18 protein-coding genes and 1 pseudogene are annotated in these 21,595 nt (G+C 70.8%); 13 read left to right on the forward strand and 6 right to left on the reverse strand.

The window, feature by feature from the left end; translation table 11 throughout:
- The first annotated feature begins 804 nt into the window (after positions 1-804).
- Genes MCHUDSM44219_RS21230 through MCHUDSM44219_RS21245 form a run of 4 tightly spaced genes read left to right on the forward strand, consistent with a single transcriptional unit; the run spans position 805 to position 5,631 of the window.
- Positions 805-2,271: a protein adenylyltransferase SelO gene (locus MCHUDSM44219_RS21230; RefSeq protein WP_048420222.1), complete on the forward strand. Its 1,467-nt coding sequence runs from the start codon at positions 805-807 to the stop codon at positions 2,269-2,271.
- Between the two features lie 22 nt (positions 2,272-2,293).
- A complete protein-coding gene (locus MCHUDSM44219_RS21235; RefSeq protein WP_048420463.1) occupies positions 2,294-3,718 on the forward strand; it encodes a WS/DGAT/MGAT family O-acyltransferase in 1,425 nt (474 codons plus the stop codon).
- 28 nt (positions 3,719-3,746) lie between these two features.
- The gene (locus MCHUDSM44219_RS21240; protein WP_048420223.1) at positions 3,747-5,132 is read left to right on the forward strand and encodes an aspartate aminotransferase family protein; all 1,386 of its coding nucleotides are present in this window, start codon (positions 3,747-3,749) and stop codon (positions 5,130-5,132) included.
- 4 nt (positions 5,133-5,136) lie between these two features.
- A complete protein-coding gene (locus MCHUDSM44219_RS21245) occupies positions 5,137-5,631 on the forward strand; it encodes a DUF6653 family protein (RefSeq protein ID WP_109777879.1) in 495 nt (164 codons plus the stop codon).
- Here the strand turns inward: MCHUDSM44219_RS21245 and MCHUDSM44219_RS21250 are convergent.
- The gene (locus tag MCHUDSM44219_RS21250) at positions 5,609-6,253 is read right to left on the reverse strand and encodes a hypothetical protein (protein WP_048420224.1); all 645 of its coding nucleotides are present in this window, start codon (positions 6,251-6,253) and stop codon (positions 5,609-5,611) included. The genes MCHUDSM44219_RS21245 and MCHUDSM44219_RS21250 overlap by 23 nt on opposite strands.
- Positions 6,254-6,353: 100 nt before the next feature.
- Between MCHUDSM44219_RS21250 and MCHUDSM44219_RS21255 the strand changes: the two genes are divergently transcribed.
- From MCHUDSM44219_RS21255 to MCHUDSM44219_RS21265, 3 genes are all read left to right on the forward strand, one after another.
- Positions 6,354-6,746, forward strand: a complete 393-nt coding sequence (locus tag MCHUDSM44219_RS21255) for a hypothetical protein (protein WP_048420225.1) — start codon at positions 6,354-6,356, stop codon at positions 6,744-6,746.
- A 153-nt stretch (positions 6,747-6,899) separates the two neighbouring features.
- The gene (locus MCHUDSM44219_RS21260; RefSeq protein ID WP_048420226.1) at positions 6,900-8,168 is read left to right on the forward strand and encodes a metal-dependent hydrolase family protein; all 1,269 of its coding nucleotides are present in this window, start codon (positions 6,900-6,902) and stop codon (positions 8,166-8,168) included.
- Positions 8,165-8,920, forward strand: a complete 756-nt coding sequence (locus MCHUDSM44219_RS21265) for an SDR family NAD(P)-dependent oxidoreductase (RefSeq protein WP_048420227.1) — start codon at positions 8,165-8,167, stop codon at positions 8,918-8,920. Before MCHUDSM44219_RS21260 ends, MCHUDSM44219_RS21265 begins: the two co-directional genes overlap by 4 nt.
- On the opposite strand, the gene MCHUDSM44219_RS21270 is transcribed toward MCHUDSM44219_RS21265, so the two are convergent.
- Positions 8,886-10,529 (reverse strand): GGDEF domain-containing protein, encoded by a 1,644-nt coding sequence (locus MCHUDSM44219_RS21270; RefSeq protein ID WP_236695536.1) that lies wholly within the window; start codon positions 10,527-10,529, stop codon positions 8,886-8,888. The two genes, MCHUDSM44219_RS21265 and MCHUDSM44219_RS21270, sit on opposite strands and share 35 nt — an antisense overlap.
- 106 nt (positions 10,530-10,635) lie before the next feature.
- Between MCHUDSM44219_RS21270 and MCHUDSM44219_RS21275 the strand changes: the two genes are divergently transcribed.
- The 4 genes from MCHUDSM44219_RS21275 to MCHUDSM44219_RS21290 all read left to right on the forward strand — a co-directional run bounded on the left by MCHUDSM44219_RS21275 (position 10,636) and on the right by MCHUDSM44219_RS21290 (position 14,100).
- Positions 10,636-11,670, forward strand: coding sequence for a CobW family GTP-binding protein (locus MCHUDSM44219_RS21275; protein ID WP_048420228.1), 1,035 nt, complete (start codon positions 10,636-10,638; stop codon positions 11,668-11,670).
- A gap of 40 nt (positions 11,671-11,710) precedes the next feature.
- On the forward strand, positions 11,711-12,097 hold the full coding sequence (locus MCHUDSM44219_RS21280) for a DUF2237 family protein (protein ID WP_048420229.1): 387 nt from the start codon (positions 11,711-11,713) through the stop codon (positions 12,095-12,097).
- Positions 12,098-12,122: 25 nt separating this feature from the next.
- Positions 12,123-12,779, forward strand: coding sequence for an MOSC domain-containing protein (locus MCHUDSM44219_RS21285; RefSeq protein WP_048420230.1), 657 nt, complete (start codon positions 12,123-12,125; stop codon positions 12,777-12,779).
- Between the two features lie 139 nt (positions 12,780-12,918).
- Positions 12,919-14,100 (forward strand): mechanosensitive ion channel family protein, encoded by a 1,182-nt coding sequence (locus tag MCHUDSM44219_RS21290; RefSeq protein ID WP_048420231.1) that lies wholly within the window; start codon positions 12,919-12,921, stop codon positions 14,098-14,100.
- On the opposite strand, the gene MCHUDSM44219_RS21295 is transcribed toward MCHUDSM44219_RS21290, so the two are convergent.
- Together MCHUDSM44219_RS21295 and MCHUDSM44219_RS29145 are read right to left on the reverse strand one after the other, a co-directional pair.
- Positions 14,097-16,040, reverse strand: coding sequence for an NHL repeat-containing protein (locus tag MCHUDSM44219_RS21295; RefSeq protein ID WP_131722338.1), 1,944 nt, complete (start codon positions 16,038-16,040; stop codon positions 14,097-14,099). The genes MCHUDSM44219_RS21290 and MCHUDSM44219_RS21295 overlap by 4 nt on opposite strands.
- A 483-nt stretch (positions 16,041-16,523) precedes the next feature.
- A pseudogene (locus tag MCHUDSM44219_RS29145) lies at positions 16,524-16,845 on the reverse strand (SDR family oxidoreductase); the annotation flags it as partial.
- Positions 16,846-17,062: 217 nt separating this feature from the next.
- On the opposite strand from MCHUDSM44219_RS29145, the gene MCHUDSM44219_RS21300 reads away from it, so the two are divergent.
- On the forward strand, positions 17,063-18,166 hold the full coding sequence (locus tag MCHUDSM44219_RS21300; protein WP_048420233.1) for an LLM class flavin-dependent oxidoreductase: 1,104 nt from the start codon (positions 17,063-17,065) through the stop codon (positions 18,164-18,166).
- Positions 18,163-19,521: an NtaA/DmoA family FMN-dependent monooxygenase gene (locus MCHUDSM44219_RS21305; RefSeq protein WP_048420234.1), complete on the forward strand. Its 1,359-nt coding sequence runs from the start codon at positions 18,163-18,165 to the stop codon at positions 19,519-19,521. The genes MCHUDSM44219_RS21300 and MCHUDSM44219_RS21305 overlap by 4 nt, the downstream gene beginning before the upstream one ends.
- Before the next feature lie 76 nt (positions 19,522-19,597).
- Here the strand turns inward: MCHUDSM44219_RS21305 and MCHUDSM44219_RS21310 are convergent, their stop codons facing one another.
- Entirely contained in the window at positions 19,598-20,359 is a 762-nt protein-coding gene (locus tag MCHUDSM44219_RS21310; RefSeq protein WP_048420235.1) for an SDR family oxidoreductase, read from the reverse strand.
- A 38-nt stretch (positions 20,360-20,397) separates the two neighbouring features.
- Positions 20,398-21,318, reverse strand: coding sequence for a sugar-binding transcriptional regulator (locus MCHUDSM44219_RS21315; protein WP_048420466.1), 921 nt, complete (start codon positions 21,316-21,318; stop codon positions 20,398-20,400).
- Positions 21,319-21,595: the final 277 nt, after the last annotated feature.

Here is a 21,595-nt window from a genome sequence, read left to right on the forward strand (position 1 = left end):
ATCGCACCCGTGCTGCGCTCGCTGGCCGACGCCGGGCCGTCGCTCGGCACCGCCGGCGGCAGCGCGATCGTGTGGTGGGAGCAACCCAACCGGTTGATGCGCCTCGACCTGTCCGACGCCGCGGCGACGCCGCAGGTGATGCAGACCGTCGACCTGCCGCCGGTGCCGCAGGCCGGCGACCCGCGGCTGATCGTGGCGCGCGGCGGCACCGCGGTCCTCGCGCGGGTCGAGGGGGCGCCGACGCCGTTCGGCGGCCCGGACACGCTGTACGCCGTGCGCGGGCCGGGCGCGCCGACCTCCCTGGGGCAGGCCGACGCCAACAGCCCGGTGGCGGTGGCACGGCTGAGCCCCGACGGCGCCGCCCTGGCCTACGCGCTGTACCGCGCCACCGGGGATGCGTGCGGCACCGCGGCGGTCGTGCAGTCCGATGCCGACGGCAACCAGCAGACCTTCGACGTCGCCGGAGCCGACCCCACCGCGGGCTCCCGGATCACCAAGCTCTGGTGGCCGAACGAGGGCGCGCCGAAGCTCAGCCTCACGACGTGGCGGTGCGGGCAGCCGCAACTCGACCCTCCGGTGGTCTGGCAGCTCGCCGGGCAGCAGATCGCGCAGGTCTCGCCGCCCACGTCGGCGTTGCAGACCGCCGAGGTGGCACCCGGCCAGCGGGCGCTGATCCTGCCGCACAGCGACGGCTACACCGAACCGGCGGGCGCGCTGGTGTTCGAGGAGAGTGCGCGCCGCATCCCGATCAAGGACGACGTCGACGCCATCGCCGTCATCGAACCCTCTCCGTAGGCTGAACAGATGAGCATCGCGCTGCAGGACACGTTCGTGCGTGACCTTCCGGAGCTGGCGGTGCGCTGGCAGGCCGAGGAGGCGCCGAATCCGACCCTGCTGGTGCTCAACGAGCCGCTGGCCACCGAGTTGGGACTGGATCCGGCGTGGCTGCGCAGCCCTGACGGACTGGGCCTGCTGGCCGGGACCGAGATCCCCGCCGGCGCGACGCCGGTGGCGCAGGCATACGCCGGGCACCAGTTCGGCGGTTTCGTCCCGCGGCTGGGTGACGGGCGGGCGCTGTTGCTGGGCGAGCTCGCGGACCCCGCCGGGCGCGTGCGTGATCTGCACCTGAAGGGCTCCGGCCGCACCCCGTTCGCCCGCGGCGGCGACGGGCTGGCCGCGGTCGGCCCGATGCTGCGCGAGTACGTGATCAGCGAGGCGATGCACGCACTGGGCATCCCGACCACCCGCTCGCTGGCCGTGGTGGCCACCGGCCGGCCGGTCTACCGCGACACGGAACTGCCCGGGGCGGTGCTGGCGCGGGTCGCGTCGAGCCATCTGCGGGTCGGCAGCTTCCAGTACGCGTCGCTGGTCGCCGGCCACACCGGCGATCTCGGTGTGCTGCGGCGCCTGGCCGACTACGCGATCGCGCGGCACCACCCGGACGCCGCGGACAGCGATCAGCCCTACCGCGCGCTACTCGAGGCCGTCAGCGATGTGCAGGCCGACCTGATCGCCCAGTGGATGCTGGTCGGCTTCGTGCACGGCGTGATGAACACCGACAACATGACGATCTCCGGCGAGACCATCGACTACGGGCCGTGCGCGTTCATGGAGGCCTTCGATCCGCAGACGGTGTTCAGCTCGATCGACAGCATGGGCCGTTACGCCTACGGCAACCAGCCGGCGATCGCCCTGTGGAACCTGGCGCGGTTCGCCGAGGCGCTGCTGCCGCTGTTCGTCGAGGACCCGGCGGACACCGACACCGCGGTCGCGATGGCCGAGGAGTCCCTCGGCAGGTTCCGGACCCGCTACGAACAGCGCTGGGCCGACGGCATGCGCGCCAAGCTGGGGATCCCCGGTGCCGCGGCCGAGCAGGCCGACGCGCTGGTGGCCGATCTGCTGGGACAGATGCAGCAGAGCCGGGTCGACCACACGTCGTTCTACCGCCGGCTGGCGTCGGCGGCACGCGGTGACGCCGAGCCTGCGCGCGGTGAGTTCGTCGACCTCGCCGCGTTCGACGCCTGGCTGGCCCGCTGGCGTGAGCTCGGACCGGATCCGGCCGCGATGGACGCGGTCAACCCGATCTACATCCCCCGCAACCACCTCATGGAGGAGGCGCTGGCCGCGGCGACGGACGGCGAACTCGCCCCGCTGCGTGCGCTGCTGGACGCGGTACGGTCCCCGTTCGAGGAACGGCCGGGTCTGCAGCGCTACGCCGAACCCGGCCGGGAGGAGTTCTCCGCCGGGTTCAGAACCTTCTGTGGGACCTGAGAACACCGCGTACCGTAGCGACGTGAGTGCCAACAGTGTCAGGCTCGGTCTGCTCGATCTGCTGTTCATCTACGGCGAAACGTCGAGTTCGAAGATGCATGTGGCCGGGCTGCTGCCGTTCACCCCGCCCCCCAATGCGACGGTCGAGTACTTGCGCGAGATGATCGCCGACGCGCGGCGCCGCGAGGTCACCCGGCCGTGGAACCTCAAGCTCGCACATCCCCGGCTGCAGTTCAGCCCGCTGCACAGCTGGGTGGTCGACAAGGACTTCGACTTCGACTACCACGTGCGCCGGTCGGCGCTGGCCAGTCCGGGCGACGAACGGGAACTGGGCATCCTGGTGTCGCGGCTGCACAGCAACCACCTCGACCTGACCCGGCCGCCGTGGGAACTGCATGTGATCGAGGGGCTCGAGAACGGCCGCTTCGCGCTGTATCTGAAGATCCACCACGCGCTCGTCGACGGCTACAGCGCGATGCGCATGCTCAGCCGCAGCCTGTCCACCGACGCCGAGTCGCGCGACACCCGGCTGTTCTTCAATGTGCCGCTGCCCGAACGCAAACGCCCGCTGCCCATCACCGAGACGGTCAACCCGATCGCCTCGACGCTGCGGGCGCTCGGCGGGATCTCCTCGACGGTCACCGGAGGGGTGAGCTCGGCGGTCGACCTGGCGACGGCGGTGGTGAACACCCAGATCCGGCGCGACGGCGACTACGCCCAGATCGCGGGGTCGGCGTCGGCGCCGCACAGCATCCTCAACGCGCGCATCAGCCGCAACCGGCGCTTCGCCACCCAGCAGTACGACTTCGACCGGCTCAAGAAGCTGAGCTCGCAGCACGGGTCGACGATCAACGACGTCGCGCTGGCGATCCTGGGCGGCGGGCTGAGGACGTTCCTGGCCGAGATCGACGAGCTGCCGGACCGCTCGCTGATCGCGTTCCTGCCCGTCAACGTCCGGCCCAAGGGCGATGAGGGCGGCGGCAACGCGGTCGGTGCGATCCTGGCGCCGATGGGTACCGACATCGCCGATCCGGTGGAGCGGCTCGAGGTGATCACCGCGGCGACGCGGGCGGCGAAGGCTCAGCTGCAGACGATGTCTCCGGCGGCCATCATCGCCTACAGCGCCGCGCTGCTGGCACCGGCGGGCGGCCAGATCGCCGGCGCGCTGACCGGCGTGCAGACGCCATGGCCCTACACGTTCAACCTGTGCGTGTCCAATGTGCCTGGCCCGCGGGAACCATTGTGGTTCAACGGTTCCCGGCTGGAGGCCACCTATCCTGTGTCGATCCCGATCCACGGTATGGCGCTGAACATCACGCTCCAGAGTTACGCCGACACCATGAACTTCGGGTTCGTCGGCTGCCGCGACCGGCTGCCGCACCTGCAGCGCCTGGCCGTCTACAGCGGTGAGGCACTCGCCGCGCTCGAGAAGGCTTCCGACAGTTGATGTCCGCCCGACCCCGGAAAGAACAGCCATGACTCTGATGGACGACACCGCCACGCTGCCCAACGGCCTGACCCGCGACGAGGCCCGGGCCGAGGCCGCCCGCGCCTACGAGCTGGACCGGGCGCACGTGTTCCACTCGTGGTCGGCGCAGGCCGAGATCGCGCCGATGACGATCACCGCCTCCGAGGGCTGCCACGTATGGGACGGCGAGGGCAACCGCCTGCTCGACTTCTCGTCGATGCTCGTGAACACCAACATCGGTCACCAGCACCCCAAGGTCGTCGCCGCGATCGCCGAGCAGGCCGCCAAGCTGTGCACGGTGGCGCCGCAGCACGCCAACGCCGCACGCTCCGAGGCGGCCCGCCTGGTCGCCGAGCGCACGCCCGGCGACCTGAACAAGATCTTCTTCACCAACGGCGGTGCGGACGCCGTCGAGCACGCCGTGCGGATGGCGCGCCTGCACACCGGCCGTTACAAGGTGCTGGCCCGCTACCGCTCCTACCACGGCGGTACCGAGACCGCGATCAACCTCACCGGTGACCCGCGGCGCTGGCCCAACGACCACGGCAATGCCGGCGTCGTGCACTTCTTCGGGCCGTTCCTGTACCGCTCGCAGTTCCACGCCACCACCGAGGAGGAGGAGAGCGACCGCGCGCTCGCGCACCTGCGCGACCTCATCCGGATGGAGGGTCCGTCGACGATCGCGGCGATCATCCTCGAGTCGATTCCCGGCACCGCGGGCATCATGGTGCCCCCGCCGGGGTATCTCGCCGGGGTGCGGGAGCTGTGCGACGAGTACGGCATCGTCTACATCGCCGACGAGGTGATGTCGGGCTTCGGCCGCAGCGGGAAGTGGTTCGCCATCGACCATTTCGACGTCACCCCCGATCTGCTGACCTTCGCCAAGGGCGTGAACTCCGGCTACGTGCCGCTGGGCGGCGTGGCGATCAGCCCGCACATCGCCGAGACGTTCGACCATCGCGCCTACCCCGGTGGGCTGACCTACTCGGGGCACCCGCTCGCCACCGCCGCCGCGGTCGCGACGATCACCGCGATGGCCGAGGAGGGCATCGTCGAGAACGCGGCCCGCATCGGCGCCGAGGTGCTCGGCCCCGCGTTGCGTGAGGTCGCGGCGCGGCACCGCAGCGTGGGAGAGGTCCGCGGCGCCGGGGTGTTCTGGGCCGTCGAACTGGTCGCCGATCCGGACACCCGCGAGCCGCTCGCCCCGTATGGAAGTTCCAGCGCAGCAATGAATTCGGTGATCGCCGAGTGTAAGAAGCTGGGTCTGCTGCCGTTCGCGAACTACAACCGCATCCACGTGGTGCCGCCGTGCATCGTCACCGAGGAGCAGGCCCGTGAGGGCGTGGCGATCCTCGATCGTGCCCTCGACGTGGCCGACGCCGCCCTGGGGTAGTTCGGTGGGGGCGTTGGACCGCTACGCCCGTCTGGCCGGCATGTCCGACGAGGCGTGGCGGCGCCACGCCAATCCGTGGAGCGTGTGGACCCGGTTCGCCGCCATCCCGCTGATCATCCTCGCGATCTGGAGCCGCGTCTGGATCGGGTGGTGGGCGCTGGTGCCGTGCGCCGTCGTGCTGGTGTGGCTGTGGTGGAATCCCCACGCGTTCGGCCCGATCGAGACGCCCACCGCCTGGTCGTCGAAAGGCATCTACGGCGAACGGCTGTGGTTGCGGAGCCCCGACCGGATGCCTGCGGATTTCGCTGTGGTGCAGCGCATCTGGATCGGCGGTGCGCTCGTCGCCGCGGCGCTGCTCGGCTGGGGGCTGGTCGCGCTGCAGCTCTGGCCGACCGTGACGGGCGCCTCGCTGCTGATCTACGGCCAGCTGTGGCGCATCGACCGCCTCGGCCGGTTCTACGACCAGCAGATGACGCTCAATCGCCCAACTCGCCACTGATGCCACGCTCCAACGCCACCCGGGTGCGCTCGGGCAGAACGATCAGCCCGTCGAGTTCGCGTTGCGCCAGCCGGTAGGCACGGTCGCGTTCCTGCACTGTTGCCCCCGCGTCGGCGGCGACCCGCAGCAGCCGCTGCGCCAGCGCCAGACGCTCCTGCTCGTCGGCGGTGAACGCCGCGCGCCTGCGGCGGTGCGCTTCGGCCTCGGCGATGTCGAAGGCCGTGACGTACTCACCCACCGCCTCCACGTAGGCACGCATCGCGTCCCGGTCCTCGAGCAGATCGCCGACGTCGGCGGGGCGCAGGAAATCGGCCCGCAGTTTGGCGCGGTGGAACCGTTCGGTGAGCGGGTCGCGCATGTCGGTCATCAGCGGGAAGTCCAGCACCTTGGCCACGTCGAGCTCGTAGTCGAGCCAGCGGGTGTCGGTGCGGTCGTGCTGTTCGATCGTGCGGGTGATCGCACGCCGCTGCGCCGACGTGGCCGGCCGCGGGTTCGGCGCGGGCGCGAGCTCGGTGTCGCGCTGCCGGCGCGCGGCGACGATGCCGCGGTACGTGGCGTAGCCCACGCCGATCAGCGGCACGAGCACCACCAGGAGCTCGAGCAGCCGGAAGATCAGACCCATTCAGCCAGAATGCCACCACACGGATGGTTTCAACGGCGCAGCGAGTGGCAACTACTTAGCCATGCGACACAAGACCACATCTCCCCGAATTCTCGGAAGCATGATCTTCGCGGGCGCTGCTGCGACTGCAATCGCAACTGCGCCCCTGACTTTCGCGCAGCCCGCGCCGCCGCCGTGCTTCAACCCCGACGGGACGCCGTGCGTGACCGCGGGCGTGGCCGGCCCCGGTGGCGCGAGCGGCGCCATTCCGGGCGGCCCGGGCGGCACTGCCGGACCCGGTGGCGTCAGTGGTGCCACCAACCCCGGCGGCGTGGCCGGTGCGGCCGGCCCTGAGGGCGCCAGCGGCGCCATCCCCGGCGGCCCCTCCGGCGCTGCCGGACCCGGCGGCGCCAGCGGCAGCACCAACCCCGGCGGCGTCGGCGGATCGGCCGGCCCCGACGGTGTCTCGGGTTGCATCCCGGGCGTCGGCTGCGCCTCCATCCCCGCTCCCTGACCCGACGACCCTCTGATCGCCGGAAGGCCGGACCCGATTGCCGTCGGGTCCGGCTTTCCGCGTCTCTCCGCGTGACGGCACCTTCGCGCTGGAGCCCCGCACAGTCTCTGGCGCCCCGGCTACCGTGAGGTCGCGACGAGGGAGGTGGCCCCGATGGCCGGGAACAGTCAGCGCCTGCTGATCAAGAACGTGCGGATCTTCGACGGCCTGTCGGACCGGCTGGTCGACGGGCACGTCCTGATCGAGGGCGCCACGATCGCGGCCGTAGAGCGCTCACCGATCGCCGAAACGGACGCCACCGCGGTGATCGACGGTGCCGGGCGCACGCTGATGCCCGGGATGAGCGACGCCCACGTCCACCTCGTCGGCATGGCGAACACACTGCTCGACCTGGCGATGGGATCGCAGTCGCTGCTGGCGGCCTCGACGCTGGCCAAGGCGAGGGACACGCTGCTTCGCGGGTTCACCACGGTCCGCGACATGGCCGGCGACACCGCGGGCATCAAGAAGGTGATCGACGGCGCGCCGGCGCTGGGCCCGCGCATCTACCCCAGCCAGGCGGCGATCTCGCAGACCGGTGGCCACGGTGACTTCGGCTTCGTCTACGAACGACCCACCGCGCTCGGCGGCGACGAGTCACGTGCCGAGCAGATCGGGTTCATGCGGGTCGCCGACGGTCCCGAGCGGGTGCTCGCCGCGGTCCGGGAACAACTCAAACTCGGTGCCAGCCAGATCAAGCTGATGGTCGGCGGCGGGGCGGCGTCGCTGTACGACCCGCTCTACACCGTGCAGTTCACCGAAGCCGAACTACGCGCCGCGGTGCAGGCCGCCGAGGACTACGGCACCTACGTCGCCACCCACGTCTACAACGTCACGGGTATCCGCCGCGCGGTGGAGGCCGGGGTGCGCTCGATCGAGCACGGCCACCTGGCCGACGAACCCACGATCGCGATGCTCGCGGAGCGCGGCGTGTGGCTCTCCACGCAACCCTTCGCCGAACACGACCACTCCTTCCTCAACCCGGACAGCGCCGAGAAGAACCGCGAGATCTGTGCCGGCACCGACCAGCTGTTCGGCTGGGCCACCAAGCACGGCGTGAAACTGGCCTGGGGCACCGACCTGCTCTTCGAGCCCGACCACGACGATCTGCAGAGCGCGATGCTGGTCCGGCTCGGCGAGTACATGAGCACCGTCGACGCACTCAAGCTGGTCACCTCCGGCAACGCCGCCCTGTTCCGGATGGCCGGCGAGCGCGATCCGTACCGGTCGGCCCGCCTCGGGGAGATCACCGTCGGCGCATGGGCCGACGTGCTGCTGGTCGACGGGGATCCGACGACGGACCTGGCGCTGCTCAGCGACCCGGCGAAGAACCTGTCGGTGATCGTCAAGGACGGCGTGATCGTCAAGGATCAGCGGGCATGACCCCGCTGGCCGGCCGGGCCGTGATCGTCACCGGCGCCGCGCGCGGCATCGGCAAGGGGATCGTCACCGCGCTGACCGAACGTGGTGCGTCGGTGCTCGCCGTCGACCGCGACGCGGACCTGCTCGGCGCGACCGCGGCCGAGTTCCCGGGACACTCGGTGGTCCCTCTCATCGCCGATCTGCGCGAGCCCGGGATCGCCCGCCGCATCGTGTCCGCGGCCACCGACGCGTTCGGCGCAGTGCACGGTCTGGTGAACAACGCGATCGCGACCAACGAACCCAAGCCGTTCAGTGAGATCACCCGCGAAGACTACGACCTGGTGTTCGACGTCGGCCCGCGGGCGACCTTCGAGCTGATGCAGGCGGTGTACCCGGTGTTCGTCGAGGCCGGCGGCGGCAGCATCGTCAACCTCGGCTCGGGCTCCGGCACCGTGGGCCTGCCGATGTTCGGCGCCTACGGCGCGGCCAAGGAGGCGATCCGAGGTATGTCGAAAGTCGCTGCGCTGGAATGGGGTCGGCGCAACATCCGGGTCAACGTGGTGTGCCCGTACGCCGAGACCGAGAGCATCCGGGCGTGGCGGGAGATGGACCCCCGCACCTACGAGCGCACCGTTCGGGCGGTCCCCCTGGGCAGGCTCGGCGACGTCGCCACCGACATCACCCCGGTGGTGTGCTTCCTGCTCGGGGACGACGCCGCGTTCGTCACCGGTCAGACGATCATGGCCGACGGCGGGACGGCCGGCTTCCGCTGATCCGGGACACGCAGTATGCCGCCAGCACCTGCGCCAGCGGCGCGATGTCGGCGAGCGCCTGGTGTTCGTCGTGGGAGTAGAACTCCAGTAGGTAGCTGCGTTCGCCGGCGGGAACGCCGACACCGAGCACCGCCTGATAGCCCAACTGGACCAGCAAGGCCACCTCGTCGGGATCGGAGCCCTCCAGGTCGACGCCGGCCAGGAACGTCGACCCGTCGGCGACGGCGGCCGCCGAGGCCGGGTAGTCGGCCATGTCGTAGAGCGGCGGGCCGAACTCGACGAGCACGGTCAGCCCGGCGTCACGTTTGCGGACGCTGGACACGTTGCTCACCATCCGAAGCGCTTCGCGGCCCTCGGAGCATTCCGAGATCGCCCAGGCGGCCGCGTCGACGGCCTGCGCCACGGCGTTGGCCAGGACTTCCAATGCCTCGGGCAGCGTCGTGTCCGGTCGCTCCTCGAGGGCGCGAACCAGGGCGCCCGCCAACCGGTCGGCGGCGCGCCGGTCGTCGGAGCGCCGGTCCAGGTCCTCGATGCCGGGGGGCGTCACGGGGATCGGCCCGCCGGCGCTGTACCGCGCGGGACCCTGCCGCTTGGCGTGCAGGAGCGCGGCATCGGCGGCGGCCAGGAGATCACCTCCGGTACGTACCTCCGGGGTCGTCGCCGCGGCGCCCCAGCACACGCTGACCGACTGGTCGACCGCTTCGTGCAGCACGCGCGTCGCGTCGGTGGCGAAGACCTGGGCCGCGGCCAGCGTGGCGTCGGGCAGCAGCACGCAGAACTCGTCGCCGCCCAGCCGCGCGGCGACGGCGCCGTCGATCGCACCGGCGAGCCGGCCCAGCACTGCGGCGACGTCGCGCAGCAGCCGGTCGCCCGCGGGGTGGCCGTCGCGGTCGTTGATCCTCTTGAACCCGTCGAGGTCGCAGAGCAGAACCACCGGAGACTCGGTCTCCCAGTCTGTTTCGGCGAAGCGCTGATCGATGGCGCGCCGGTTGGCGATGCCGGTGAGCGGGTCCTGCAGCGCGTAGCCCCACACCGTGCTGAGCAACTCCGACCGACCGATCGCCACCGCGGTGTGCGCGGCGATGGCCTGCAGCAGTTGGGCGTCGCCGGCGTCGAACCGGCGGCCGTCGGTGCCGGTCACCCAGATCTCGCCCCACATGCTGTCGCCGCACATGACGGGGACCGCGATCTCGCACTCCTTGCCCAACTGCTCGAGCAGCGCCTTGCAGTCGGGCGGACAGTCCGGGTCGTCCACGGCGTTGGTGTAGGACCGGCCGTGCCGCAACAGGTCCGCGACGAGCGGATCCGCCGCCACCGGGTAGTACTCGTCGGTGGGCCAGCGTGTCTCATCCGGCGCGAGGTCGCCGACGTTGATCAGCGTGCGCAGCGCCTCCCGGTCCTGCTCCCACCGACTGATCGACAGCGACGACGCCCGCAGCGCGGTCAGCGCCTGCTCGGCGATCACCTCGAGCACCTCGTCGAAGTAGTCCGCCCGCGCGACGGCTTCGGAGATTCGCAGCAGGGCCTTGAGCACCGGGAGGTCGGCGGCGGCCTCGGCGAGCGGCAGCCGTTCCGCCGCGGCCGAAGCGCCCTCGATGTCGCCGTCCACTCGTCATGCCCCCACATTCCGCGCCGACGGCGCGGACGCTCATGGTACCGGCACGGCACCTCCGCGGGGCCCGATACCGCGACATGACCGGGTACCCTGCCCGACTGTGCCCCCGATCCCCGTCATCGCGTTGACCGGTTACCTCGGGGCCGGCAAGACGACGTTGCTCAACCATGTGCTGCGCACCCCCGACGCACGAATTGGCGTGGTGATCAACGACTTCGGTGAGCTCAACGTCGACGCCGGGCTGGTCACCGGGCAGGTGGACGAGCCCGCGTCGATCGCCGGGGGCTGCATCTGCTGCCTGCCCGACGACGGCGGACTCGACGTGGCGCTGGCCCGCCTGGCCGACCCGAGGCTGCGGCTCGACGCGATCATCGTCGAGGCCAGCGGACTGGCCGACCCGGTCGCCATCTCACGCATCATCCGCTTCAGCGGCGTCGACGGGATCCGCCCGGGCGGGGTGGTGGACGTCCTCGACGCCGCGCGGCACTTCGACACCGTCGACCGGGACGCCAGCCCGCCGGCGCGCTACGGCGCCGCGACGCTGGTGGTGGTCAACAAACTCGATCAGGTGCACCCCGATGCGCAGGAGGCGACGCTGCGCCGCGTCACCGACCGGGTGCGCGAGCGCAACCCGCACGCCCACGTCGTCGGGGCCACCGCGGGCCGGATCGATCCCGCATTGCTGTACGACGTCGCCGCCGACGAGCAGGTGGGTCAGCTGACGTTCCGGGAACTGCTCAACGCGGCCGAGGACGACGAGCACCACCATGTGCACGCGGACGCGGTCACCGAGCTCAGCGAGGGCTGCGTCGATCCTGGTGTGGTCATCGATCTGCTCGAGGAGCCGCCGCCGGGCGTGTACCGGATGAAGGGCACGGTGGCCGTGCGCTACCGCGGCTCGGTGCGCCGCTACGTCGTCAACGTCGTCGGGGCGTCGGTGCACGTCACGGCCGGGCCGGCCAGTTCTGCCACGGCCGCAGGGGGCGCTGCAACGAATTCGCTGGTGGCCATCGGCATGCACCTCGACGTCGACGCCGTGCGCGGCGCACTGCGCACCGCCCTGGCCCCGACCGCCGACACCGCAGCGGCACAGGGCATTCGACGCCTGCAGCGCTATCGCCGGCTCAGCATCTGACCCCTATCCTGGGCCGATGCCAGACCCCAGGGAACAGAAGGTGCCCGAACGCAATGTGCTGGGCGACCCGCTGGACCCCTGCGGCACCGACCCGCTGACCGGCTTCTACCGCGACGGCTGCTGCAGCACCGGCGACCAGGACCTCGGCCTGCACACCATCTGCGCCGTCGTCACCGCGGAGTTCCTCGCCCACCAGCGCTCCATCGGCAACGACCTGAGCACGCCGATGCCCGCCTACCGGTTCCCCGGCCTGGTCCCCGGCGACCGCTGGTGCGTGACGGCCCGCAACTGGCTGCGCGCGCACGAGGACGGGCAGGCCTGCCCGGTGGTGCTGGCGAGCACCCACGAGCGCACGCTCGATCTGGTTCCGCTGGAGGTGCTGGCCGACTACGCCGTCGACGTTCCCGACGACCCGGCAGGGCTGTGAGCGGCCCGGCGGGTTAGCGTCGGTCATGGCTTCGGTGTTGACGGTGAACACGGCGACCGCGCCCATCGATCTGGGTGAGCTGCGCACCGGAATCGACAAGAGGCCCAGCGCGGAACCCCTCGCCGTCAGCGCGCCCGGACCCGCCAAGACCGGACCGGGCAGCGGCGTCGCCGGGGATGCGATCTGCAACCGGCGCTACCACGGCGGCGACGATCAAGCCGTCTACGCCTACGCCCGCGAGGACCTGGATCGCTGGGAGCGGGATCTGGACCGCGAGCTGACCAACGGGATGTTCGGGGAGAACCTCACCACCGCGGGCGTCGACGTGACCGGCAGCCTGATCGGCGAGCGATGGTCGGTCGGATCCGACGGTCTGGTGCTCGAGGTGACCAGTCCGCGGACCCCGTGCCGGACGTTCACCACCTGGCTGGGCATCCGCGGCTGGATGAAGACGTTCACCGCGGCCGGGCTGCCCGGCGCGTACTTCCGCGTCATCGAGCCCGGCCGGGTCCGCGCGGGCGACGCCATCGACGTGGTCTCCCGGCCCGACCACGACGTCACGGTCGGCGTGGTGTTCCGGGCGCTGATGAGCGAACCGGACCTGCTGCCCGGTCTCCTGGTGGCCGACGCGCTGCCGGCCAAGATCAAGCGTCAGGTGGCCCGGCGCACGAATGTGAGCTGAATCCCAATCGCGCGGCAGATCGGGTGATGCGGTTTTGCGCCGCGCGGCAGCCGGGAACGCCATCGGTGCGCCGACATCTCGCCGACGACGACGGAGCTCACGGCGCGTGCACCCCCGATCGCGAGGAGCTGTATTTCCTGTGGATGATCCGACTTTCGCGCCCGCGACCCACCTGGCCACCACCGCAGCATGGGTGGCCGGTGCCGTCGGGGCGGCCTACGTCCTGGGCCTGGCGCTGTCCTGGCTGCTGCAACGGCTGGGCCGGCGCAGCCGCGTGCTGCACGACGTCGCCGATCTGACGCGCCGACCGCTGCGGGCGACCCTGGTGGTCATCGCGGCAGCGGCCGCGGTGCGACGCGCGTCGGACGGCCAGGCGGCCTGGCGCGGCTGGCTGGACCACCTGCTGGTGATCGCCCTGATCGGCACCGTCACCTGGATGGTGACCAGTCTCGTGCTGGTGGCCGAACGCCAGGTGATCGACCGCTTCGCCGGCGGCGACACCGGCCTGACCGACGCCGACCGGCACCGACGCAAGATCCGCACCCAGGTCACCACGCTTCGTCGGCTGGCGGTCGCGATCGTCGTCGTGCTGGGCGCGGCGGCCGCGCTGATGACGTTCCCGTCGTTCTCCGACGTTGGCAAGACGATGTTCGCCTCGGCCGGCGTGTTGACGGTGGTCGCGGGCCTGGCCGCGCAGACCTCGCTCGGGTCGGTGTTCGCCGGCATCCAGATCGCGTTCTCCGACGCGATCCGTGTCGGCGACGTCGTGGTGCTCGAAGAGGAGTGGGGCCGGATCGAGGAGATCACCCTCACCTACGTCGTGGTGCATCTGTGGGACGAGCGCCGGCTGGTGCTGCCCTGCACGTACTTCACCACGACCCCGTTCCAGAACTGGACGCGCAACGCGACCCAGCTGCTGGGAACGGCGGAACTCGACGTCGACTTCACCGTCCCGTTCGACGCGATGCGCGCCGAGTTGGACCGGCTGCTGCGTGCCAACCCGAAGTGGGACGGGCGCGTCGGGGTCCTGCAGGTCACCGATGCGGTCGAGGGTCTGGTCCGGGTGCGGATGCTGGTCAGCGCACCGGACGCCGGGCAGCTGTTCGACCTGCGCTGCGACGTCCGCGAGGGCATGGTGGCATGGCTGCAGCAGACCATTCCGTGTGCCCTGCCCCGTCAGCGGATCGAACACCAGACCGACGGCGACCGGGCCGAGGGCAGTGACGCGGTGTACCGCGATGCGCCACAAGCGGATTCGGGCCTGTTCAGCGGCAGCGCGGACGCCGAGCGGCGCGGACGGGCGTTCGAGAAGACCGGCTAGGTCTCGAGGACGGGCGTGATCGGCGTGACCGTGGTGCTGTTGTCGCCGACCGAGCCCGTCGTCAGGTACGGGGTGTCATCGGCGCCGATGACGACGGCGTAGTAGGGCGTCGAGGCGTCGTAGCTGAGGTCGAGGACCTTCGACACCCCGGACGATGACAGCGCGTAGACCGCGCCGCCACCGGTGCCGTAGTCGACGAGGTAGCCGGTGCCGTCAGGAGCGAACACCACGGGGCCGCCGACATTCGGCAGAACGGGGTGGGCGACCGTGACGCTCGCCCCCGTCGCGCCGAGCGCGGTGAAGCCGGTGATCGTGATGCTGCTCGATGAACCCGCCTCCGTCAGGAGGTAACCGGTTCCGTCGGGCGCGAATTGGATGTCGACGTAGTTCGGGTTGCGCCCGCCGGGTAGGGGCGGGGTCAGGGTGCCTGTCGACAACGACAGGACCTGAGTGGCCAACGTGGCCGGGGGCCGGGTGTCGGCGCGGTACCTCACCACGGCGTAGGGCGTGCCGTCGGGCCCGAAGATCACCGGGCCGTCGAGGGTGGCGCCCGCCGGCAGGTCGACGGTGCGTGCCACGGTCCCGTCACCGGTGAGCACAGCGACGTGGTCGGCGCCGCCCGCGGAGTATCTGACGTACCCGAACTCGTCGGCATGTGAGCCTGTGCCGATCGCCTGCACGAACCCGGGGTCCGCGGGAAGCGTGCCGGGCAGCACCACCGTCGAGCGCTGCCCGCCGGTGTCGAAGACGGCGACGGTGGTGGTGTCGGCGGTCGGGTCGACGAGGGGTACGTATACGGCCCCCGCCGGTGTGACCTGGAAGCCGGTCAGCGTCGAGATGCGGCCGTCGATCGGGTCGAGGGTGTCGATGGCCGACGGGGTGAGCTTGGAGATGTAGGTCGTTCCGTCGACGCCGTTGTCCTTGAACCCGGCGTAGGTGTGCGTCTCGAGGTAGACGCCGTCGGCCGTGACCACGGTGGCCCCCGCCGAACCGGGCAGGGTTCGCACCGTGCTCTCGGTGCCGCTCACCGTGTACAGCCGGGTGGTCTGCGTCCCGAAAAAGCGGACGTCGGCCGCCAGGTAGAGGCTGCCGTCCGGACCGAGGACCGGGCTGCTCAGCTGGGCGGCGGAGTACGGCAGCCAGATCGCCGTCGACTTACCGTTGGCGTCGAATGCGCGCAGCGTGGAACTGCCGAAGCCGGTCGACAACAGGTACGCGGTTCCGTCGTCGGTCAGGCGCAGGGTGGTGTCCGGCGGAAGCGATCGCACGGCACCGGTCTGCGAGATGCGCACGTAGCGGTAGGCGTACGTGCCGTACGGAATGAACGGGACGGTGATGGAGGTCTGGGTGTACACCGCACCGTCAGCACCTACGGTCAGACCGCCCGCGCCGCCCACCAGCCGTGCGACGGTCGTGACCGTGCCGTCGCTGTCGACGGCGGAGATGGTCGACCGGTTCCGGAATCCGCCGCTGGTGGTCGACACGAGCAGTGTTCCGTCCGGGCGCACAGCGGTCGATCTGACACTGCTGCTCAGCCCGCCCGGCAGATAGCCGGTGGTGGTGACAACGTGCCCGTCGCTGTCCAGAACGCTGACCCGGGTCCCCGTGGCATCGGTGGTGACCTGGTAGAGAGTGCCGTCCTGGCCGACGACCACCGGGCCGGCCGGCAGACCGGGCGCGGAGGCGGGCGGCGCATCGGTCGGCATGGTCCGCCAGATGCCGGTCGTCCAACCGGTGTCGGGGCGGTCGGTCCGATCGGTGTCCTGTCGCCGAGAGCTGGCGAGCGTCGTCCACAGCAGCGCAGAGGCGGCCGGACTTTCCGGAGTCTGCGGCTGCTGCACCGGGGCCTTCGGCGTGAACAGCGACCTCAGGACCGTGGCGAAGGCCGGGTGGTCCCGTGCGGCGGGCTCGTCGGCGGTCGCCGGCAAAGTCTCGCGCACGAGGCGACGGGGGGTCGGTGGAGTGGTCGTGTCGTCGGCCTCCGAGATCGCGTCGGCCTCGCGACCGGCGTCGGAAGTGACGCGCTGCGGTGTGTTCGGACGTGTCGCTCGACGATCGCGACGCGCACTCGCCGGCGGGTCTTCCTGGGTGGCGCCGTCGCGCACGGCTGTTGTCGTATCGTTGCCGGAGTCGTTATTTGACGTGTCCGTAGACCTTTTCGGTCCGCGTTCGCGGTGCGGCGCGGCAGGCTTGCCGGCGGCGTCCTCAGATCGTTGCGAGCTACCGGCGGTGCTGCTCGTGTCGGGCTCCGCCCACGCCACTCCCGATGAGGCCGCGACTGCGTACCCGATGCCGAGCGCGACCGCCAGCGCCCCTACCCGACCGATGTGATCGCTTGATGCCATTGCCAGACTCCCCCCCGGTGACGTCTGGCAAACATAACGCGCCCCCGGCCGTCATACCCGCAGAATCGCGAAGGTCGGCTAACGGATTGTGTAACCGCCGTCGATCAACAGGTCGGCACCGGTGCTCATCGCCGCGGCGTCAGAAGCGAGAAATACTGCAACAGCGGCGATTTCGTCGGGACAAGCGAAGCGACCGGCGGGAATCTGCTTCTTGAGCTCGTCACCTCGAGGGCCGTCCCAGGCATCCGCGCCCGAGCTCGGGGAGATCCACGGTCGGCGACATCGTGTTCACTCGCACCCCGCGCGGTCCCCACTCCGAGGCCAGCACCTTGGACACGCCCACGACGCCGAACTTCGACGCGCAGTACGCGACATGCTGGTCGAGAGCCACCGTCAGGGCAGTGATGCGGTGTACCGCGCTGCGCCACAGGCGGATCGGGCCTGTTCAGCGGCAGCGCGAACGCTGAGCGGCGCGGACGGGCGTTCGAGAAGACCGGCTAGCCCCGCGCGACTTTCGGCTGGCGGTGAGCACAACCCTGGGCTCGGCCAGGGTGGCCGGGAATGCTGGGCGCAGCGGACGCCGTTGTCCGAGAAACCTGCGGCGAAAGTACGACAACGTGACAGCACTGCATCTGGCCGTCGGCCTGTCGGGAACCGGCCGGCACCCCGCCTCCTGGCGGGAGCCCGACGCGTCGCCGGCGGCGCTGACCACCGCCGCCTACTGGGTCGACGTGATCACCGAGGCCGAGCGCGGCGGGATCGGGCTGGTCACCCTCGACGACGCGCTGACGCTGCAGCCGGACGGGGTGCAGGGGCGGGTGGACGCGGTGCTGACCGCCGCGCGGGTCGCGCCGCGCACCCAGAGGATCGGGCTGCTGCCCACCGCGGTGGCCACCCACACCGAACCGTTCCACCTGGCCAAGGCGATCGCGACCCTCGATTACGTCAGCGCCGGGCGGGCCGGGCTGGTGGTGCAGGTCGACGCGAGCCCCGAGGGGTTCCGGCACTTCGGCCGGCGTCGCGCCCCGGAGCGGTCCGCCGAGCTGTACGACGAGGCCGCCGATTACGTCGAGGTGCTGCGCCGGCTCTGGGACAGCTGGGAGGACGACGCCGAGATCAGGGACGCCGCGACGGGACGGTTCGTCGACCGGGACAAGCTGCACTACATCGACTTCGAGGGGCGCTGGTTCTCCGTCAAGGGGCCGTCCATCACGCCGCGTCCGCCCCAGGGCCAGCCGCTGGTCGCGGCGAAGGATCCGGGTGAGGACGGCGTCGCTCTGGCCGCGGGTACCGACATCGTGTTCCTGCGCCCGCACACCCCGGAGGAGGTGGAAGCGTCCGTGGTCCGGCACCGCACGGCTCTGACCTTCGTCGACCTCGTGGTGTTCCTGGACCCCACCGCCGCGGGCGCGTCGGCCCGCACCGCGCGCCTCGATGATCAGCACGGCGCCGAGTTCACCGATCCAGCAGCGGTTTTCACGGGCACACCGGCACAGCTGGCCGATCGCCTGGAGCAGGGGCACCTCGCGGGGGCCACCGGTTTCCGATTGCTGCCCGGCACCCTTCCGCACGACCTGACCCAGATCACGACCGCACTGATCCCCGAACTGCACCGCCGTGGCGTACTCGTCAGCCCCGCGCCCGGATCTCTGCGGGAGCAGCTGGGGCTGCCCCGGCCCACGAACCGCTACGCGGCGGCACCGGCGAGTGAGGTCCGATGAGCAAGCCGGTCAAGCAGATTCACCTCGCGGCGCACTTCCCGGGCGTCAACAACACCACGGTGTGGAGCGACCCGGCCTCGGGCAGCCACATCGAGTTCGCGTCGTTCGTCCACTTCGCGCAGACCGCGGAGCGCGGCAAATTCGACTTCATGTTCTTGGCCGAGGGGCTGCGCCTGCGCGAGCAGAACGGCGCGATCTACGACCTCGACGTCGTCGGCCGCCCGGACACGTTCACGGTCCTCGCCGCCCTGGCCGCGGTGACCGACCGGCTCGGTCTGACGGGAACGATCAACTCCACGTTCAACGAACCCTATGAGGTGGCGCGGCAATTCGCGTCGCTGGACCATCTCTCGGCGGGCCGCGCCGCGTGGAACGTCGTCACCTCCTGGGATGCGTTCACCGGTGAGAACTTCCGCCGCGGCGGCTTCCTGCCCGAGAGTCAGCGCTACACCCGGGCCGAGAGCTTCCTGGCCGCCGCGCACACGCTGTTCGACTCGTGGCCCGACGGCGCCATCCTGGCCGACAAGCAGACCGGTCGATTCCTGTCCGATCCGCACGCCGGTGAATTCCAGTACCAGGACCAGCATTTCGACATCAGCGGCCGATTCGACGTGCCGCGCAGCCCGCAGGGCCGGCCGGTGATCTTCCAGGCCGGCGACTCCGAGCGCGGCCGGGAGTTCGCGGCCGCGGCGGCCGACGCGATCTTCTCGCGGCACGGCACGCTCGAAGCCGGACAGGCCTTCTACGCCGACGTGAAGGGGCGGCTGGCCAGGTACGGGCGCCGCCCCGAGCAGCTGCTGATCCTGCCGGCCGCGACGTTCGTGCTCGGCGACACCGATGCCGAGGCCGCCGAACTCGCGCAGGAGGTCCGGCTCGCCCAGGTCTCGCCGCAGACGGCCATCAAGTTCCTCGAGCAGCTGTGGAATCGCGATCTGTCCGAACATGATCCGGATGGCCCGCTGCCGACCGTCGATCCGGTGGTCGGCGAGAACACCATCGCGCGCGGCCGCGCGAGCGTGCGCATGTACACCGATCCGGTGGCCACGGCCCGTGAGTGGCGCGCCCGCGCCGAGGCGCAGAACCTCAGCACCCGCGAGCTGATCGTCGAGGTGACGGGGCGGCAGAACTTCATCGGCTCCCCCGCGACCGTCGCCGCCGACATCGACCGGCTGGTGCAGGCCGACGCGAGCGACGGCTTCATCCTTGTCCCGCACGTCACCCCCGGCGGCCTCGACCCGTTCGTCGACCGGGTGGTGCCGCTGCTGCAGGAACGCGGGGTGTTCCGCACCGACTACACCGGCACCACGCTGCGTGACCACCTCGGCCTGTCCCGGCCGGGGCTGCTCGCGGAATAGCATTCCTGGCTGCACCACGCGCCCGATCGCAACCATGGCTTCTCACTGGGCGCGATGGTGCCCGGCTGCCGGTCGATCACCGGATCGTGTAGCCACCGTCGATCAGCAGGTCGGCGCCGGTGATCATGCCCGCGGCGTCGGAGGCGAGAAACACTGCGGCAGCCGCAATCTCGTTCGGGTAGGCGAACCGGCCGACGGGAATCTGCGCCTTGAGGGCGTCGCCGCGCGGCCCGTCCCAGGCCTTGTGGCCCAGTTCGGTCAGCACCACGGTCGGGGAGATGCTGTTGACCCGCACGCCGCGGCCGCCCCACTCCGCGGCCAGCACCTTGGTCACCCCGACGACGCCGAACTTCGAGGCGCAGTAGGCGACATGCTGGTCCAGCGCCACGGTGGCCGCCTGGGATGCCATGTTGATGATGACGCCGCCCGCCTGGAGCATGTGCCGGCCGACCGTCTGGCACATCAGGAAGGTGCCCTTGAGGTTGACGTCGATCGTGGTGTCCCAGGCGTCGAGGGCGAGCTCCTCGGCCGGGGCGAGCAGGGCGACGCCCGCGCTGTTGACGAGCACGTCGACGCGGCCGAACGACGCGACCACCTCCTCGACGGTCGCGGTGACCGACGCGGGATCGGAGACGTCGCAACGGAATCCGCGGCTGTCGTCGCCGAGAGTGGCCGCGTGACGCTGGGCCGCGTCGGCGTTGAGGTCGACGACGGCGATGCGTGCGCCCTTGGCGGCGAAGGCCGATGCGATGGCGGCACCGATACCCGATCCGCCTCCGGTGACCAGGGCCGTCTTCCCGGTCAACGGGAAGTCGAGATCGACCACGGGCTCGGTCATGGGTGTTGTCCTTTCGCTCTGTTCGTTCGGCGGCCGCGTCAGTCGAGGACGGCGGCCGCGATCTCGGTGTCGGTGACCAGTGCGGACACCAGGCCCGAGCGCAGTACGGCCCGGGTCGCGGTGATCTTCTCGGCACCCGCACAGATGGCGATGACCGTGGGGATGGCGCGCAGCCCCTCCTCGGTGATGCCCATACGGCGCTCGTCGAGCCCGGCCACCCGGTTGCCGTCTTCGTCGAGCAGCAGCCCGCAGGTCTCCGCGCGCACCCCGGCCTCGTACAGCGCGCAGGCCTCCTCCTCGGAGATCGAGGTGTAGACCTGGGACGCCTCGGGGGTCCACCCGCCGACGGAGACCAGCGCGCACGTGACGCGGGATTGGTTGGCGAAGGCATCCTTGATCGGCGGCGTGCTGGCCAGGCTCTCGGCAGTGCGGGCATCGCCGACGACGTAGGGCGCGTACAGCGGCCAGGACTTACCGCCGGTGACCTCGGAGATGCGTCGGGTCAGATCGGCGCCGTTGGAGGTGAGCCCGCCGGCCAGGCCGGTCAGCTGGACGACGTCGCATTTCGGCAGCGACTGCAGGTACGGCGCGATGCGGGTCATGGTGCGGCCGCAGTCGATGCCGATGACGTCGCCCTCGCGCAGGATCGACTGCAGCAGGTCGGCCATCGCCTTGGCGACGGCTTCCACCCGGTCGGCGGTGTTCTTCGATTCCGCGACCACGGCGTAGGCGTGCTGCAGGGAGTAGCGCTTCTGCAGCGCGCTGGACAGGTCGACGTTGATGGAACCGGGGTCGTGGATGACGATCTCGACCATGCCGGATTCGAGGGCCTCCTCGAGCATCCGGGCGACCTTGAAGCGGGACAGCCCGAACTCCTCGGCGATCTCGACGCGGGTGCGCCCCTCCAGGTAGTAGCGGCGGGCGATCACGGCGCGCTGGAACAGTTCGTCCGGTCCCATCTCACCTCCCTGCGCCGCCGGTCCCTCGCCTCTGCTCATATGAGCAGAGCTGCTTGACATGTGAGCATAGCTCAGAGAATGATCCACATCACAGGCAATCAGATGAGCAATCCGCGTAATAGATGAGCGCGGTTGGACCGGAAGCGGAAGGCGACCGATGCGGGTTCGTGACGTCGAGTGGGCGACGCTCGCCGACTCCGTCCTGTCCCGAGAATCTGCCGCGGGCACCTCTGGGCGCGCACTGCTCGCCCCCGTCGAAAGGAGTGGCACGTGACCG

Origin of the sequence: Mycolicibacterium chubuense (assembly GCF_001044255.1) — a bacterium.
In the GTDB taxonomy this organism is placed as follows: domain Bacteria; phylum Actinomycetota; class Actinomycetes; order Mycobacteriales; family Mycobacteriaceae; genus Mycobacterium; species Mycobacterium chubuense.

What these genes read in the sequence shown, in the direction of transcription:
- MCHUDSM44219_RS21230 (WP_048420222.1), top strand. Translation starts at nt 805, where the DNA reads ATGAGCATCGCGCTGCAGGACACGTTCGTGCGTGACCTTCCGGAGCTG.
- MCHUDSM44219_RS21240 (WP_048420223.1), top strand. Translation starts at nt 3,747, where the DNA reads ATGACTCTGATGGACGACACCGCCACGCTGCCCAACGGCCTGACCCGC.
- MCHUDSM44219_RS21250 (WP_048420224.1), bottom strand. Translation starts at nt 6,253, where the DNA reads ATGGGTCTGATCTTCCGGCTGCTCGAGCTCCTGGTGGTGCTCGTGCCG.
- MCHUDSM44219_RS21255 (WP_048420225.1), top strand. Translation starts at nt 6,354, where the DNA reads ATGATCTTCGCGGGCGCTGCTGCGACTGCAATCGCAACTGCGCCCCTG.
- MCHUDSM44219_RS21260 (WP_048420226.1), top strand. Translation starts at nt 6,900, where the DNA reads ATGGCCGGGAACAGTCAGCGCCTGCTGATCAAGAACGTGCGGATCTTC.
- MCHUDSM44219_RS21265 (WP_048420227.1), top strand. Translation starts at nt 8,165, where the DNA reads ATGACCCCGCTGGCCGGCCGGGCCGTGATCGTCACCGGCGCCGCGCGC.
- MCHUDSM44219_RS21285 (WP_048420230.1), top strand. Translation starts at nt 12,123, where the DNA reads ATGGCTTCGGTGTTGACGGTGAACACGGCGACCGCGCCCATCGATCTG.
- MCHUDSM44219_RS21305 (WP_048420234.1), top strand. Translation starts at nt 18,163, where the DNA reads ATGAGCAAGCCGGTCAAGCAGATTCACCTCGCGGCGCACTTCCCGGGC.
- MCHUDSM44219_RS21310 (WP_048420235.1), bottom strand. Translation starts at nt 20,359, where the DNA reads ATGACCGAGCCCGTGGTCGATCTCGACTTCCCGTTGACCGGGAAGACG.
- MCHUDSM44219_RS21315 (WP_048420466.1), bottom strand. Translation starts at nt 21,318, where the DNA reads ATGGGACCGGACGAACTGTTCCAGCGCGCCGTGATCGCCCGCCGCTAC.